This is a genomic window from Corallococcus exercitus, from assembly GCF_042231735.1.
GTDB classification, from domain to species: Bacteria; Myxococcota; Myxococcia; order Myxococcales; family Myxococcaceae; genus Corallococcus; species Corallococcus exercitus_B.
In genome coordinates, this window is the sequence record NZ_CP102577.1 from 2,380,487 (window position 1) to 2,398,623 (window position 18,137).

The 18,137-nt window shown below is 72.0% G+C and carries 1 protein-coding gene; it reads left to right on the forward strand.

Going from position 1 to position 18,137, the window contains the following annotated elements; translation table 11 throughout:
- Nucleotides 1-222 precede the first annotated feature (222 nt).
- The gene (locus NR792_RS08880) at nucleotides 223-18,081 is read left to right on the forward strand and encodes a non-ribosomal peptide synthase/polyketide synthase (protein ID WP_375759635.1); all 17,859 of its coding nucleotides are present in this window, start codon (nucleotides 223-225) and stop codon (nucleotides 18,079-18,081) included.
- Nucleotides 18,082-18,137: the final 56 nt, after the last annotated feature.

Consider the following 18,137-nt stretch of genomic DNA (forward strand, 5'->3'; position numbering starts at 1 on the left):
GTGCCCTAACGGTCCCGCGCTCCCCGTGGCGCGGTGGGCCGAGCCATGCGCGCGTAGCGGGTGAGTCACGATTAACCTGCGTCTTGCAAAATCAAAGAAAATGCAGGTAGTCAGGTGAAAGCATTTTATCAGCCCAGCGCGTGATGTCCGGGACACGCCGGTCCGGATGTCGGCCTGGCGCACCTGCTGGTCCATCCTGAGTTTTTCTTCCGAGTTCCCCCCATGAAGACCGCGCCCCTCTCCTCTTCCACGCTCGTGGACCTGCTCGACGAGCGCGCAGCGTCCAACGGTGGGCGACCGCTCTTCTTCTTCGAGGAGGACGTGGAGGGAGAGCGCTCCGTTCTCAGCTACTCCGGCTTGCAGCAGCGGGCGCGGCGCATCGCCGCGATGCTCCAGGAGGTCTCCGCGCCGGGAGAGCGCGCCGTGCTGCTCTACCCTCCGGGGCTCGAGTACGTCAGCGGCTTCTTCGGCTGTCTGGCGGCGGGCGTGGTCACCGTGCCGGCCTACCCACCGGACCCGTCCCGCCTGGAGCGCACCCTGCCGCGCCTGCGCGCCATCATCCAGGACGCCCAGGCCACGGTGGTCCTCACCAACTCCTTCATCCTTTCCATGGCCGAGGCCCTCTTCGAGCTGGCCCCGGACCTGAGACACCTGCGCTGGGTGGCCACCGACGACCTGCCCGAGGGCGGTGAGAGCGCCTGGCGCCGGCCCGAGCTGCACGCGGGCTCGCGGGCCTTCCTCCAGTACACCTCCGGCTCCACCGGCATGCCCAAGGGCGTGGAGCTCACCCACGCGAACCTGCTGCACAACCTGCGCCTCATCCACGACGCGTTCGGCATGCACACCGGGAGCGCCGGCGTCATCTGGCTGCCGCCCTACCACGACATGGGGCTCATCGGCGGCATCCTGGGCACCCTCCACGGGGGTTTCAGCACCACGCTGATGTCGCCGCTGAGCTTCCTGCGCAAGCCCCTGCGCTGGCTGGAGACGCTGTCGCGCACCCGGGGGACCATCAGCGGCGGCCCCAACTTCGCCTTCGACCTGTGCGTGCGCAAGACGACCGAGGCCGAGCGCGCGGCGCTGGACCTGAGCGCGTGGGACGTGGCGTTCTGCGGCGCCGAGCCCATCCGCCCGGAGACGCTGGAGCGCTTCGTCCAGGCCTTCGCGCCCAGCGGCTTCCGCCGCGAGGCCCTCTATCCGTGCTACGGCCTGGCGGAGGGCTCCCTCATCGTCTCCGGCGTGCAGCGGGGCACCGTCCCGCTGCTGCGCGAGGTGGCGTCGAAAGCGCTGCGGCTGGGGCGGGCCCAGGCCCCCGAGGCGGGCGCGCCCTCGCAGACGCTCGTCGGCTGTGGGAGCACGCTCCAGGAGCAGGAGGTGCTCGTCGTCGATCCCCGGACGGGCGAGCCGCGCGCGCCCGGCGAGGTGGGCGAGGTCTGGGTGAAGGGCGAAAGCGTGGCCCAGGGCTACTGGCGCCAGCCCGAGCTGAGCGAGCGGACCTTCCGCGCCCACACGCGCGACGGCGCGGGGCCCTTCCTGCGCACGGGCGACCAGGGCTTCCTCCAGGACGGACAGCTCTTCGTCGTCGGCCGGATCAAGGACCTGATCATCGTCCGCGGTCGCAACCACCACCCCCAGGACATCGAGGTGACCGCGGAGCAGGCCAGCTCCGCGCTGCGCCCCGGCTGCGGCGCCGCCTTCTCCGTGGAGCGCGACGGTGAGGAGCGGCTGGTGCTGGTGTACGAGGCGGACACGCGGCGGGCGATGCCGCCGGTGGAGGACGTGGCGCGCGACATCGCCGGGCACGTGGCCCAGGCGCACGAGCTGCGGTTGGATCAGCTCCTCCTCATCGAGCCGGGCAGCCTGCCCAAGACCTCCAGCGGCAAGGTGCAGCGGCATGCGTGCCGCGATGGGTGGTTGAACCAGGACCTGCGGACCGTGGCGTCCTGGCAGGCGTCGCCGGACGGTACGGCGCTCACGCCAGCGGACGTCGCCGCGCCCGTCGAAGCCGAAGCGCCCCCGCGAAGCGTCGCGGAGCTGGAGCCGTGGCTCCGGCTGAACCTGGCGCGGCGGCTGGGCGTGGATCCCCAGTCGGTGGACGTCCATGAACCGCTGACCCGGTACGGACTGGATTCGCTGGGCGCCGTCGAGCTGGCGCACACCGTGGAGAAGGGCCTGGGGGTGGCCCTGCCCATGGAGGTGCTGCTGGGTGGCCCGTCCGTGGCGGAGCTGGCGCGACGGCTCGCCGCGCCGGTGGACGGAGCGCCCGGCACGCCGCTGGGCCGCGTCTCGCGCGAGGAGCCCCTGCCCCTGTCCTTCGCGCAGCAGCGGCTGTGGTTCCTGGATCGGCTGGAGCCGGGTAATCCGGCCTACAACCTCTGCGCGGCGGTGCGCCTGGAAGGCACGCTGGACGCGATGGCGCTGGAGCGCGCCTTCAGCGAGGTGGTGCGCCGCCACGAGCCGCTGCGCACGACGTTCGACGCGGACGCGGAGGGCCACGCCCTCCAGCACATCCATCCCCCCGCGCCCCTGGTGCTCGCGCGGGTGGACGTGTCGACGCTGCCGCCGGAGGTCCGCGACTCCGAGGTCCAACGGCTGGCGCTCGAGGCTTCGCGCCGTCCCTTCGATTTGTCGGCCGGCCCGCTGCTGCGCGTCACCCTGGCGCGCCTCTCGGACAGCCGTCACGTCCTGGTGCTGTGCATGCACCACATCGTCTCCGACGGGTGGTCCATGGGCGTCCTCGTGCGCGAGGTCGGCGCCCTGTACGAGGCGTTCCGCCAGGGCCACCCGTCGCCGCTTCCGGCGCTGGCCGTGCAGTACGTCGACCACGCCGCGTGGCAGCGGCACGGGTTCCAGCGCGAGGAGATGGCCCGCCAGCTGGAGTGGTGGCGGAAGCAGCTCTCCGGGCTGCCTCCGCACCTGGAGCTGCCCACGGACTCGCCCCGCTCCGCGGTCCAGCGGTTCGACGGCGGCAGCCAGCCGGTCCACCTTCCGCGCGCGGCCTGGGAGCCACTCAAGGCCCTGGCCCGGAGCGAGGACGCCACGCCGTTCATGGTGCTGCTCGCGGCCTTCCAGGTGTTGCTGCACCGCTACAGCGGGCAGGACGACCTCTGCGTCGGCTCGCCCATCTCCGGCCGCTCGAAGGGCGAGACGGAAGGCCTGATCGGCTTCTTCGTCAACACCCTGGTGCTGCGCTCCCGGCACTCCGCGGGCCGCTCCTTCCGGCAGCTGCTGGCCCAGGTCCGGGAGACGACGCTGGGGGCCTATGCCCACCAGGACGTCCCCTTCGAGATGCTGGTGGACTCGCTGCGCCCGGTCCGTGAGCTGGGCCGAACTCCGCTCTTCCAGGTCCAGCTGGTGATGCAGCCGGATCCGCTGCCTCGGCTGACGCTGCCCGGGCTGACGCTGGAGCGCCTTCCCCTGGAGAACGCGGCGGCGAAGTTCGACCTGTCGCTGGCGCTCACCGAGACCGCGCACGGGTTGAGCGGGAGCCTGGAGTACGCGACCGCGCTGTTCACGCCCGCCACGGCGGCGCGCATGGTGGAGCACCTGCTCACGCTGCTCCAGGCGGCCGTGGCCGCGCCGGACACTGTCGTGGAAGCGCTGCCCCTCGCCGACGCCGCCGAGCGTCAGCGGCTGCTGAAGGACTGGGCGACGTCCGCGGCACCGTTCGCGCCGCGCGCGTCGGTGCTCTCGCTGATCGAGGAGCAGGCCACCCTCCGCCCCCAGGCTCCCGCCGTGGCCTGCGAGGAGCAGGTGCTGACGTACGCGCAGCTCGAAGCGCGGGCCAATCAGCTCGCGTGGCACCTGCGCTCCCTGGGCGTGGGGCCCGGCTCGTGCGTCGCCTTGTGCCTGGAGCGCTCCACCCAGCTCGTCGTCGCGCTGCTGGGCGTCTGGAAGGCCGGCGCGGGCTACGTGCCGGTGGAGCCGGACCTGCCCGCTTCGCGGCGGGAGGCGATGGTGCGCGCGGTGAACGCCGCCGCGGTCATCACCCACGCGGTCCACGAGGAGGCCGGGGCGCACGCCCGGGTCCCCATCGTGGCGCTGGACACCCAGGCCGAGGTGCTGGCGGGCCTCCCCACGACGCGGCCTCCCGCGACGCTGGCGCCCGAGCACGTCGCCTACGTGCTCTTCACCTCCGGCTCCACGGGTGAGCCCAAGGGCGTCGCCGTCACCCAGGGACAGCTGCTCAACTACGTCCAGGCCGCCACGCAGCGGCTGGGGCTGGAGTCCTGCGCGAGCTTCGCCCTGGTCTCCACGTTCTCCGCCGACCTGGGCAACACGGTGCTCTTCCCTGCCCTGTGCACGGGCGGGCTGCTGCACGTGCTCACCCGCGAGCGAGCCACCCAGCCCGCGGACGTCGCCGCCTACTTCCAGCGCCACCCGGTGGACTGCATGAAGATCGTGCCGTCGCACCTGTCCGCGCTGATGACCGCCCCGGAGCCCCGGTGGGTGCTGCCGCGCAAGCGGCTGGTGTTGGGCGGCGAGGGGGCCTCGTGGCAGTTGCTGGAATCCGTGCACGCGCTGGCGCCGGACTGCGAGGTGCACAATCACTACGGCCCCACGGAGACGACGGTGGGCGTGCTGGCCGGGCGCGTGGCACTTCCTTCCGCGCGGCCGCTGCCCGCCAGTGTCCCCCTGGGCCGGCCCATGGCGAACACGCGGGTGTACGTGCTGGACGCGAACCTGGGGCTCGCGCCGCAGGGGGTCCCGGGAGAGCTGTACGTGGGCGGCGAGCAGGTCACGCGCGGCTACGTCGGACAGCCCGGGCTCACGGCGGAGCGCTACCTTCCGGATCCCTTCAGTCCCGAAGCCGGCGCGCGCATGTACCGCACGGGCGACCGGGCGCGGTGGCTCGCGGACGGGCAGCTCGCGTTCCTGGGCCGCGCCGACTTCCAGGTGAAGCTGCGCGGCTTCCGCATCGAGCTGGGGGAAGTGGAGAAGGCGCTGGAGCAGTCCCCCGGAGTGCGGCAGGCGGTGGTGGTGCTGCGCGAGGACTCGCCGGGCGTGAAGCGGCTGGTCGCCTACGTCGTCCCGCGTGAGGGCCAGGAGGTGGACGCCGCGTCGCTGCGCTCGCACCTGCAGGCGAAGCTGCCCGAGTACATGGTGCCCTCCGCCTTCGTCGCACTGGAGGCCCTGCCCCTCAACGCCAACGGTAAGCTCGACCGCCACGCGCTGCCCCTTCCCGAGGCCTCCGCCCTGGCCTCCTTCGTCGCTCCGCGCACGCCCGTCGAAATCCAGCTGGCCCACATCTGGGCCCAGGTGCTGGGCCTGCCTCGCGTCGGCGTGCACGACAACTTCTTCGAGCTGGGCGGCGACTCCATCATCAGCCTCCAGGTGGTGGCCCGCGCCCGCCTCGTCGGCCTCTCGCTGGCCACCCGCGACCTCTTCCAGCACCAGACGCTCGAAGCCCTCGCCCGCGTCGCCCGTGCTTCCTCCGACGCCCCGTCCGCCGAGCAGGGCCCCGCCTCCGGCCCCGTGCCGCTGACGCCCATCCAGCACCACCTGCTGCACCACGACGCCTCGCACGCGCACCACTTCAACCAGGCCCTGCTGCTAGCCAGCCGTCAGCCTCTGCAGCCTGCGCACCTGGAAGCCGCCCTGCGCCGACTGCTTTCGCACCACGACGCCTTGCGCCTGCGCTTCTCGCGCGACGCCTCCGTCGCCCGGGCTCAGCATGGCGTGCCTTCCGATGAGGCCGACGACGTCCTGGCCCAGGTGGACCGCACCTCGCTGCCCGCCTCCGGAGCCTGGGCCTCGCATGGCGTGCCTTCCGACGAGGCCGACGACGTCGTGGTCCAGGGGGACCGCTCCTCGCGGCCCGCCTCCGGCGCCTGGGCCTCGCATGGCGTGCCTCCCGAGGAAGCCGACTTCTTCCTGGCCCAGGTGGACCTCTCCTCCCTGCCCGCCTCCGAGCAGCCCCGCGCCCTGGAGGCTGAGGCTTCCCGCCTTCAGGCGTCCTTCGTCCTCTCCCAGCCGCCGCTCTTGCGCGCCTGCCTCTTCCATCTGGGCGAGGGTGCCCAGCGCCTGCTGCTGGTGGCCCACCACCTCGTCGTCGACGCCGTCTCCTGGCGCGTCCTCATTGAGGACCTGGAGACCTGTTACGCGGCCTTCGCCGAGGGGCACGCTCCAGCGCTGCCTCCCAAGTCCACTTCCTTCCAGACGTGGGCACGTCGTCTGGAGGCCCACGCGGCTTCCACCGCGCTGGCGCGAGAAGCCTCCCTCTGGCACGAGGCCCTTCGCTCCACCCCGGCTCCGCTGCCCACCGACGCCTCCGGCCCCAACACCCACGCCTCCGAGCGCCGCCTCGCCCTGGCCTTCGACGCTGACGAGACGCGCCTGTTGCTCCAGGAGGTGCCTACGGCCTGGCGCGCCTCCATCGACGACGTACTGCTGACGGCCCTCTCCCTGGCGCTGCGCGAGTGGACGGGCCAGGCGCTGGCGCGCATCCACCTGGAAGGCCACGGCCGCGAAGCCCTCTTCGCCGACGTGGACCTCTCTCGCACGGTGGGCTGGTTCACCTCGCTGGTGCCCCTGCAGGTGGAGCTGCCCGCCCATGGCTCCGCGGGAGATGCGCTGCGCACGGTGCGCGACGCTCGCCGCCGCCTGCCCCACCACGGCATCGGCTTCGGTCTGCTGCGCTGGCTGGCGCCGCATGACACCGCCGCCTCCCTGCGTGACGACACGTCCTTGCCCGAGGTGACCTTCAACTACCTCGGCCAGTTCGACGCGAACCTCGCATCCACTCGCTTCTTCTCGCTGACGTCCGAGCCCCTGGGCGCGGTCGCCTCTCCCTCCGGCATACGGCTGCGCCAGCTGGAGATCATCGGCTCGGTGATGGGCGGCCGGTTGCAGCTCACCTTCGGCTACAGCGCGCACCGCCACCACGAGGCCACCATCGCGACGCTGGCCTCGCGCTTCCAGCACCACGTGCGCGCGCTCGTTGCCCAGCGCCACTCCGACGATGCCCGCCGCTTCTCGCCGGGCGACTTCCCCCTCGCCTCGCTCTCCCAGCCGGCCCTGGACGCCCTGCTGCGACAGGCGCCGGGCCGTATCGAGGACCTCTACCCGCTGTCGCCCACCCAGCAGGGCATGCTCTTCCATGCGCTGGTCACCCCCGGGTCGGACGTCTACCTGCTGCAGAACTCCTGGGCGGTCCACTCCGCGCTCGATCTGGAGGCCCTGTCACGCGCGTGGCACGCGACCTTCCAGCGGCATCCCGCGCTGCGCTCCTCCTTCCACTGGAAGGAGCTGGACGCTCCCGTGCAGCTCGTCCACGCCCAGGTGCCCAACACCTTCGAGGCGCTGGACTGGCGCGCGTTCTCCCCGGCGGAACAGCAAGCGCGTCTCGAGCAGGTCATCACCGACGAGCGGCGCGCGGGCTTCGACTTCACGCGCGCACCGCTCATGCGCCTGCGCGCCTTCCGCCTCCAGGACACCGTCTGGCGCCTGCTCTTCAGCCATCACCACCTGATGATGGACGGCTGGAGCCTGGGCCTGGTGCTGCGGGAGGTGTTCGCGCGCTACGACGTCCTCCGCTCGGGACAGGCCCCGGCGCTGCCCGCGTCCCCGCCCTTCCGCGACTACCTGGCCTGGCTCCAGCAGCGCGACACGTCCGGCGACGAGTCCTTCTGGCGCGGCTACCTCGCGGGCTTCCGCGTCCCCACGCCGCTGCCGGGCGACACGCGCACCGGCCCCGCGCCGGGGACGCACGCCAGCCACCCGCTCCTGGAGAAGCACCTCACGCCCGAAGCCAGCGCCGCCCTCCAGGGCTTCGCGCGTCAGCACCATCTCACCCTCAACACCGTGGCCCTGGCGACGTGGGCCCTGGTGCTCGCGAGCTACAGCGGCGAAGAGGACGTCGTCTTCGGCACCACCCTCTCCGGCCGCCCGGCCGAGCTGACCGGGTCCGAGGCGATGGTGGGCATGTTCATCAACACGCTGCCCCTGCGCATCCGCGTGCCCGCCCCGGACACTGCGCTGCTGCCCTGGCTCAGAGCCCTCCAGGAGCAGGTGGCGGAGGCGCGCCACCACGAGTTCACCCCGCTCGTCCAGGTCCAGGCCTGGAGCGATCTGCCGCGCGGCACCCCGCTCTTCGACTCGCTGCTCGTCGTGGAGAACTACCCCATCGACGAATCGCTGCGGCAGCGCTCCCTCAGCCTGGACGTGCGCGACCACCACTCCGTCGAGCGCTCCAACTACCCCCTGGGCCTGGGCATCATCCCGGGGGCCCAGGTGCGGCTGCTGCTGTTCCATGACGCGCCCCGCTTCCCGCACGAGGCCATGGTGCGGCTGCTCGAGCACTGGCGCGTCGCGCTGGAGGGACTGGCGGCGCGGCCCCAGGGCCGCCTGGGCGACCTGTCGCTGCTGTCCGACGCCGAGCGCCAGCAGGTCCTGGTGGAGTGGAACCCCGCTCCGTCCACGGACGCGGCCCTGCCCCTGGTCCACCGCCTCTTCGAGGCCCGCGTGGCCCGTGCGCCGGACGCCCCCGCGCTGGAATACGGCGAGGAGACGCTGACGTACGCGGAGCTCAACGCCCGCGCCAACCAGCTCGCGCGCCACCTGCGCCGGCTGGGCGTGGGCCCGGAGCTGCGCGTCGCCCTGTTCCTGGAGCGCTCGGTCGACCTCGTCGTCGCCATGCTGGCCACCCTCAAGGCGGGCGGCGCGTGGCTCGCGCTGGATCCGGCGCTGCCCTCTGAGCGCCTGACCTTCATCGCCGAGGACGCGGGCGCCCCGGTCCTCGTCACCCACTCGGAGCTCGAGCACCTCATCGACCGGCGCGGCTACGTGCTGCTGGTGGATGAGCACGCGGACCGCATCGAGCGCGAGGCCGAAGGCAACCTGGACGACGCGTGGGAGGACGCCGCGCGGCTCGCCTACGTCATCTACACGTCGGGCTCCACCGGCCGCCCCAAGGGCACGCTGCTGACCCACGGCGGCCTGGGCAACACCGCCGTCGGCGCGGGCCGGGCGCATGGCTACCGCGAGGACAGCCGGGTGTTGCAGTTCGCCAACGCCAGCTTCGACGCCTCCGTCTGCGAGGTGTTCGCCACGCTGCTGTCCGGGGCCTGCCTGGTGCTGGCCCACGCGGATGACCTGCTGCCCGTGGAGCCGCTGCGCGCCCTGCTGGTGGACCGCGCCATCTCCGCGGTGACGCTCACGCCCACGGTGCTCGCGCGGATGGAGCCCCGCGACCTGCCCGGGCTCCAGACCGTCATCTCCGCGGGCGAGGCGCTGTCCCCGGAGGTGGCGCGACGCTGGAGCGAGGGCCGCACGCTCCTCAACGCCTACGGCCCCACCGAGGCCACCATCTGCGCCACCATCAGCGGCCCGGTGGAGGCCGAGCGCCCGAGCATCGGCCGCCCCCTGCCGGGCGCGCAGGTGTACGTGCTGGACGCGCGCCTGGAGCCGGTGGCCCCCGGCATGGCGGGCGAGCTGTACGTGGGCGGCCTGGGTGTCGCTCGCGGCTACCTCGGCCGGCCGGACCTCACCGCCGAGCGCTTCGTGCCGCACCCCTTCGCCACGGAGCCGGGAGCGCGGCTCTACCGCACTGGAGACCGGGCGCGTTGGTTGCCCGACGGCGAGCTGGAGTACCTGGGCCGCATCGACTTCCAGGTGAAGCTGCGCGGCTTCCGCATCGAGCTGGGTGAAGTGGAGTCCGTGCTGCGCGCCGCGCCCGGCGTGCGGGACGCGGTGGTGGTGCCGCGCGAGGACTCGCCGGGCGACAAGCGGCTGGTGGCCTACGTCGTCCCCACTCCGGAGTCGCGCGTGGAGCCCCGCGCGCTGCGCGAGCTGCTGGCGTCGCGGCTGCCGGACTACATGGTGCCCGCGGCCTACGTCGCGCTGGAGGCCCTGCCGCTGTCCACCAGCGGCAAGGTGGACCGTCAGGCCCTGCCCGTCCCGGACGGCACGGGGGCCGCGACGACCGAGTACCTGGCGCCGCGCACCGCGATCCAGCAGGGCGTGGCCGCCATCTGGCGCGAGGTGCTGGGCGTGGAGCAGGTAGGGCTCCAGGACGAGTTCATGGCGCTGGGAGGCCACTCGCTCCTGGCCACCCAGGTCATCTCCCGCGTCCGCGCCGCGTTCGGCGTGGAGCTGCCGCTGCGCGCCCTCTTCGAAAGCGCTTCCCTGGAGGAGCTGGCCCAGCGCGTGGAAGCGGCCACGCGCGACGTGACGTCCTTGAAGCTGCCGCCCCTGCGGCGCGCGTCTCGGGACCAGCCGCTGCCGCTGTCCTTCTCCCAGCAGCGGCTGTGGTTCCTGGAGCAGCTGGAGCCGGGGCTCGCCACGTACCACATGCCCGCGGCCATCCGCGTGAAGGGGCCGCTCGACACGGACGCCTTCGAGCGCGGGCTCGCGGAGATCATCCGCCGCCACGACGTGCTGCGCACCACCCTCCACGCCTCGGGTGGCGAGGCCTACCAGGTCGTCGCCGACCAATCGAACTGGCACCTGCCACGCGTGGACCTGTCCACGCTCCCTGTCGAGCAGCGCGAGGCGGAGGTCCGGCGCATCGCGCTGGCGGAGGCGACGAAGCCCTTCGACCTGACCCGGGGTCCGCTGCTGCGGCTGAGCCTGCTCAAGCTGGCCGAAGGGGAGCACCAGCTGATCGTGGTGATGCACCACATCATCGCGGACGGCTGGTCCATCACCGTGCTCATCCAGGAGCTGAGCGCGCTGTACGCCGCCTTCGTCCAGGGCCAGCCCTCGCCCCTGCCGGAGCTGCCGGTGCAGTACGCCGACTACGCGGTGTGGCAGCGCGAGTGGCTCCAAGAGGAGGAGCTGGAGCGCCAGCTCTCCTACTGGCGCCAGCAGCTCGCGGGCGCGCCGCCCGTGCTGGAGCTGGCCACGGACCGGCCGCGTCCCCCCGTGCAGACGTTCCGCGGCGCGGCGTTTCCCGTGCATATCCCCCGCGAGCTGACGGGGGCCCTGAAGGCCCTGGCCCAGCGCGAGGGCGTCACGCCCTTCATGCTGGTGCTCGCCACGTTCCAGGTGCTGCTGTCGCGGTACTCCGGTCAGCAGGACATCAGCGTCGGTTCGCCCACGGCCGGCCGCCGGCTGGCCGAGTTGGAGCCGCTGGTCGGCTTCTTCGTCAACAACCTGGTCCTGCGCACGCGGCTGGACAGCGATCCGTCCTTCCGTGAAGTGCTCCGCCGGGTCTGGGAGACGACGCTGGGGGCCTACGCGCACCAGGACATCCCCTTCGAGAAGCTGGTGGAGGAACTCCAGCCCCGGCGCGACCTGCGCCACAGCCCGCTCTTCCAGGTGTGGTTCGTCCTGGACAAGGCCCGGCTGGCGGACTTCACCACCGGCGGCCTGACGCTGAGCACGGTGGAGACCGACGCCGGGGTGTCGCGCTTCGACCTGGCCCTCTTCCTATCCGACGCGGAGGAGGGGCTGACCGGCACGCTCGACTACAACACCGACCTGTTCGACGCCTCCACCATCGCGCGCATGGCGGAGCACCTGGGGGTGCTGATGGAGGGGATCGCCCGCGCGCCGGACACGCGGCTGTCCCAGCTCCCGCTGCTGCCGGAGCACGAGCGCCAGCAACTGTGGACGCAGGCGCGTCCCGCCGCGCGCACGCTGCCGGAGGTGCCCCGGGTCCATCGCCTCTTCGAGGCCCAGGCGGCGCGCACCCCGGATGCCGTGGCCCTCCTGCACGGCGCCGACGCGCTCACCTACGGCGAGCTGAACGTCCGCGCCAACCAGCTCGCCCGCCACCTGCGCCGCATGGGCGTGGGGCCCGAGATTCTGGTCGCCCTCTGCCTGGAGGATCCGCGCGAGTTCATCGTCGCCGTGCTCGCCATCCTCAAGGCGGGAGGCGCGTGGCTGCCACTGGATCCGACGCTGCCCTCCGAGCGCCTGGCCTTCATCACCTCGGATGCGTGGGCTCCGGTCCTCGTCACCGACTCGTCGCTGGAATACCTGATCGACCGGCGCGGCTACGTGCTGCTGGTGGACGAGCACGCGGACCGCATCGAGCGAGAGGCGGAGGGCAACCTGGATGGGGCTTCGGATCCGTCCCACCTCGCCTACGTCATCTACACGTCGGGTTCCACCGGCCGCCCCAAGGGCACGCTGCTGACCCACGGCGGCCTGTGCAACACGGCGCTGCAGACGCTCGACTTCATGGACCTGGGGCCGGAGCGCCGGCTGCTCCAGTTCTTCTCCACGTCGTTCGACGCCTCCGTGTCGGAGATCTTCCCCGCGCTGCTGTCGGGCGCCACGCTGGTGCTGGCCTCGCGCGAGGAGAAGATGCCGGGGGCGCCGCTGCTGGAGCTGGTGCGCCAGCAGGCCATCACCACGCTGAAGGTCACGCCCTCCGTGCTCGCGCAGCTGGAGCCGGAGGGGCTGTCGGGCGTGCGCACGCTCATCGTCGCGGGTGAGGCGTGCACGCCGGAGCTGGTGGAGCGCTTCGCTCCGGGCCGTCGCTTCGTGAACGCCTACGGTCCCACCGAGGCCACCGTCTGCGCCACCGTGAACACGGCGGTGCGGGCGCGACCTCTCACCCTGGGCCGGCCCTTCCACAACGTGGAGGCGCACGTGCTGGACGCCCGGGGCGAGCTGGTGCCCATGGGTGTTCCCGGAGAGCTGTACCTGGGCGGCGTGGGGCTGGCGCGAGGCTACCTGGGCCGGCCGGACCTCACCGCCGAGCGCTTCGTGCCGCATCCCTTCGCCACGGAGCCGGGAGCGCGGCTCTACCGCACCGGCGACCGGGCGCGTTGGTTGCCCGACGGCGAGCTGGAGTACCTGGGCCGCGTCGACTTCCAGGTGAAGCTGCGCGGCTTCCGCATCGAGCTGGGCGAGGTGGAGTCCGTGCTCTCCCAATCGCTGTCAGTGCGTGAGGCGGTGGTGGTGCTGCGCGAGGACTCGCCGGGCGTGAAGCGACTGGTCGCCTACGTCGTCCCGCGTGAGGGCCAGGAGGTGGACTCCTCCGCCCTGCGCTCGCACCTGCAGGCGAAGCTGCCCGAGTACATGGTGCCGTCCGCCTTCGTCGCGCTGGAGGCCCTGCCCCTCAACGCCAACGGCAAGCTCGACCGCCACGCGCTGCCTCTTCCCGAGGCCTCCGCTTCCGCCCTGGCCTCCTTCGTCGCTCCGCGCACGCCCGTCGAAATCCAGCTGGCCCACATCTGGGCCCAGGTGCTGGGCCTGCCCCGTGTCGGCGTGCACGACAACTTCTTCGAGCTGGGCGGCGACTCCATCATCAGCCTCCAGGTGGTGGCCCGCGCCCGCCTCGTCGGCCTCTCGCTGGCCACCCGCGACCTCTTTCAGCACCAGACGCTCGAAGCCCTCGCCCGCGTCGCCCGCGCCTCCTCCGACGCCCCGTCCGCGGAGCAGGGTCCGGTGTCTGGCCCGGTGCCGCTGACGCCCATCCAGCACCACCTGCTGCACCACGACGCCTCGCACGCTCACCACTTCAACCAGGCCCTGCTGCTGGCCAGCCGTCAGCCTCTGCAGCCCGCGCACCTGGAAGCCGCCCTGCGTCGGCTGCTTTCGCACCACGACGCCTTGCGCCTGCGCTTCTCGCGCGACGCCTCCGTCGCCTGGGCCCAGCATGGCGTGCCGCCCGAGGAAGCCGGCGACGTCCTGGCCCAGGTGGACCGCACCTCGCTGCCCGCCTCCGGCGCCTGGGCCCAGCACGGCGTGCCTCCCGAGGACGCCGACTTCTTCCTGGCCCAGGTGGACCTCTCCTCCCTGCCCGCCTCCGAGCAGCCCCGCGCCCTGGAGGCCGAAGCTTCCCGCATCCAGGCGTCCTTCGTCCTCTCCCAGCCGCCGCTGCTTCGCGCCTGCCTCTTCCACCTGGGCGAGGGCGCCCAGCGCCTGCTGCTGGTGGCCCACCACCTCGTCGTCGACGCCGTCTCCTGGCGCGTCCTCGTCGAGGATTTGGAGTCCTGTTACGCGGCCTTCGCCGAGGGGCACGCTCCAGCGCTGCCTCCCAAGTCCACTTCCTTCCAGACGTGGGCGCGCCGCCTGGAGGCCCACGCGGCTTCCACCGCGCTGGCGCGCGAAGCCTCCCTCTGGCACGAAGCCCTTCGCTCCACCCCGGCTCCGCTGCCCACCGACGCCTCCGGCCCCAACACTCACGCCTCCGAGCGTCGCCTCTCCCTGGCCTTCGACGCTGACGAGACGCGCCTGCTGTTGCAAGAAGTCCCCACCGCCTGGCGCGCCTCCATCGACGACGTGCTGCTGACGGCCCTCTCCCTGGCGCTGCGCGAGTGGACGGGCCAGGCCCTGGCGCGCATCCACCTGGAAGGCCACGGCCGCGAAGCCCTCTTCGCCGACGTGGACCTCTCTCGCACGGTGGGCTGGTTCACCTCCCTGGTGCCCTTGCAGGTGGAGCTGCCTGCTCATGGCTCCGCGGGAGACGCGCTTCGCACGGTGCGCGACGCTCGCCGCCGCCTGCCCCACCACGGCATCGGCTTCGGTCTGCTGCGCTGGCTGGCGCCGCATGACACCGCCGCCGCCCTTCGCGACACGCCCGCGCCCGAGGTGGCCTTCAACTACCTGGGCCAGCTGGATGCCTCCGTCACGTCCAGCCGCTTCTTCTCGCTGGCTTCGGAAGCCATCGGCTCCAACCTCGCTCCCGGTGGCACCCGGCTGCATGCGCTGGAACTCAACGGCTCGGTGATGGGCGGCCGGCTGCAGCTCGCGTTCAGCTACAGCGCGCACCGCCACCACGAGGCCACCATCGCGACGCTGGCCTCACGATTCCAGCACCACCTGCGCGCGCTCATCACCGAGCGCCACTCCGATGATGCCCGCCGTCTGTCGCCGGGTGACTTCCCCCTTGCCTCGCTTTCCCAGTCCGCGCTGGACGCCCTGCTGCGGCGCACCGGTCAGGACATCGAGAACGTATACCCGCTGTCGCCCACCCAGCAGGGCATGCTCTTCCACGCGCAGCTGTCGCCCGACTCCGCCGTGTACTTCGAGCAGTTGTCCTGGACCGTCGCCTCGCCCCTGGACCTGACGGCCTTCCTGGAGGCGTGGCGCACCTGCATCCAGCTGCACCCCATCCTGCGCTCGTCGTTCCACTGGGAAGGCCTGGAGCGCCCCCTCCAGGTCGTCCACGCCGACGTGACGCTCCCCCTCGAGGAACTGGATTGGCGCGGCCTTCCCTCCGCCGAGCAGCAGGCTCGCTTCGAGCAACTCCTCCGCGAGGACAAGCGCCGAGGCCTGGACCTGCGCCGCGCGCCGCTCATCCGCCTCACCGCCGTCCATCTGGGTGAGTCGTCCGTCCGCTTCCTCTGGAGCCACCACCACCTGCTGGTGGACGGCTGGAGCCTGGGGCTGCTCATCAAGGAGGTGTTCTCCCTCTACGACGTGCTCCGCTCTGGCGCGAAGCCAGAGCGCGCCTCGCGGCCCGCTTTCGGCGAGTACATCTCCTGGCTGCACCAGCGGGATGACTCCGCGGACGAGACCTGGTGGCGCACGTATCTGGAGGGCTTCGCCTCGCCCACGCCGCTTCCGGCGGACTCACGTGCCACGCTCGCGAAGGGACAGGCGGCGTCGCACCTCACCTTGGAGCTGAGCCTCTCCACCGAGGAGACGGCGGCACTCCAGGCCTTCGCGCGAAGCCACCAGCTGACGCTCCCCACGCTCGCGCTGGCCGCCTGGGGACTCGCCCTCTCGCACTTCAGCGGCGAGCACGACGTCGTCTTCGGCCAGACCGTCGCTGGCAGACCTCCGGAGCTTCCCGGCTCCGACACCATCGTCGGCGTCTTCATCAACACCCTGCCCATCCGCGTCCGCCGCGCTCCGGCCTCCTCCTCCCCCCTGCCCTGGCTTGCGTCCCTCCAGGCCCAGCAGTTGGAGCTGCGCCAGTACGAGCACGCGCCCCTCGTCCAGGTCCAGTCCTGGAGCGAAGTCCCTCGCGGCACGCCCCTCTTCGAGTCGCTGCTCGTCTTCGAGAACTACCCCCTCGACTCCTCCCTGCTGGGGCCCTCCTCCTCCATCGTGCTGCAGGACATCCACGGCTTCGAGAGCACCAACTACCCGCTGACTCTCTCCGTCATCCCCGCCGCCGCGCTTCGCTTGCGCGCCGTCGCCGAGACGCCCCGCTTCCAGCCCCAGGCCCTCCAGCGCCTGCTGGCCCACTGGCGTCAGGTGCTCGTCTCCCTCACCACCGCGTCTCGCCTGGGCGACGTCTCGCTGCTCTCCCTCGAGGAGCGCCGTCAGCTGCTGCGCGACTTCAACGCCACCTCCTCCCCCTTCCCGGGCGACAGCTGCATCCACCACCTCTTCGAAGCGCAGGCCTCCCTTCGCCCCGACGCCATCGCCGTCGAGTTCGGCTCCCAGCGCCTCACCTACCGGCAGCTCGACGCCCAGGCCAACCAACTGGCCCACGCTCTTCGCTCCCACGGCGTCGGGCCGGATGACCTCGTCGCACTCTGCCTTGAGCGCTCCGTCGAACTCGTCGTCTCCCTGCTGGCCATCCTCAAGGCGGGCGCGGCGTACCTGCCCCTCGACGCGGACTATCCCGCCCAGCGCCTGGCCTTCATGCTCGAGGACGCGCCCCCGCGCCTGCTGCTCTCCTCGCGCGACCTCTCCGCACGCCTCTCCGTTTCGAGTGCGTTGCCCTGCCTGCTGCTGGAGGAAATGCGCCTCAGCGATTGGCCCTCGTCTCCTCCCGCCTCCGCCGTCACCTCCCGCAACCTCGCCTACGTCGACTTCACCTCCGGCTCCACCGGCAGGCCCAAGGGCGTCGCCATCGAGCACCGCTCCGTGCTCCGCCTCTTCCATGGCAACGACTTCGCCCGCTTCGGCCCCGACGAGTCCTTCCTCCTCATCGCCCCCATCTCCTTCGACGCCTCCACCCTGGAGGTCTGGGGCCCGCTGCTCTTCGGAGGTCGCCTCGTCGTCTTCCCGCCCCAGTCCCCCAGTGACCTGAAGCTCCTCCGCCGCGTCATCGAAGAGCACCGGGTCACCACCACGTTCCTCACGGCGGGCCTCTTCTCGCAGGTGGTGGATCTGGAGCCGGACGCGCTCAAGGGCCTGCGGCAGGTCCTCACGGGAGGTGACGTCGTCTCCGCGCCCCACGTGCGCCGCGTCGTGGAGCAGTTCGCCCTTCCCGTCACCAATGGCTACGGCCCCACCGAGTCCACGGTGTTCGCGGTCTGCTTCCGCGCGACGCAACCTGATCAGGTGGGCGCCAGCGTCCCGCTCGGCGCGCCCATCGCGAACACCCAGGTGTACCTGCTCGATGACGCGCTGGCGCCCGTGCCGCTCGGCGCCCCGGGAGAGCTCTTCATCGGTGGCGACGGCCTGGCGCGCGGCTACCTCTCCCGCCCGGACCTCACCGCCGAGCGTTTCGTGCCTCATCCCTTCGCCACGGAACCGGGAGCGCGGCTCTACCGCACCGGCGACCTCGCTTGCTGGCGCGAAGACGGCACGCTGGAGTTCCTCGGCCGCCTCGACCACCAGGTGAAGCTGCGCGGCTTCCGCATCGAGCTGGCCGAGGTCGAGGCCGCCCTCGCGTCCCATCCCTTCGTGCGCCAGGCCGTCGCCCTCGTGCGCGAAGACGCGCCCGGCGACAAGCGCCTCATCGCCTATGTCGTCGCGCAGCCCGAGCAGTCCCTGGACGCAACGCTCCTGCGGGACTTCCTGCGAGAGCGCCTCCCCGAGTTCATGCGCCCCTCGGCCATCGTGATGCTCGATGCCCTGCCGCTGACCTCCAACGCCAAGGTGGACCGCAAGGCCCTCCCTGCACCGGACGGTGCGGCACCGGCCCGCGCGAACTACGAGGCACCGCGCAATGAAATCGAACAGCAACTCGCCACGATCTGCGGCGAGCTGCTGCGCGTGGAGCGGGTGGGCGTGCACGACGACTTCTTCCAGCTGGGCGGCCACTCCCTGCTGGCCACCCAGCTCGTCTCCCGCATCCGCTCCACCTTCGGAGTGGAGCTTCCCCTGCGGGACCTCTTCGAGGCGTCCACCGTCGCGGAGCTCTCCCTCAGCATCCTCCACCTCACCGCCGCCCAGCAGGCGTCGGACGCGGAGCTCGCGTCGGTGTTGGATCAGTTCGAACAGCTCAGCGAGGAGGAGCTGCAGGCGCTCCTGGACGCCGAGTCCTCCTCGGGCTCCTGAGGACCCCCGCTCCTTCCCTGTCATCCCTCTTCGTGCGTCGTCGAGAAGGTCCTGAG

Coding starts and splice junctions, on each gene's coding strand:
- NR792_RS08880 (WP_375759635.1), top strand. CDS start 223: ATGAAGACCGCGCCCCTCTCCTCTTCCACGCTCGTGGACCTGCTCGAC.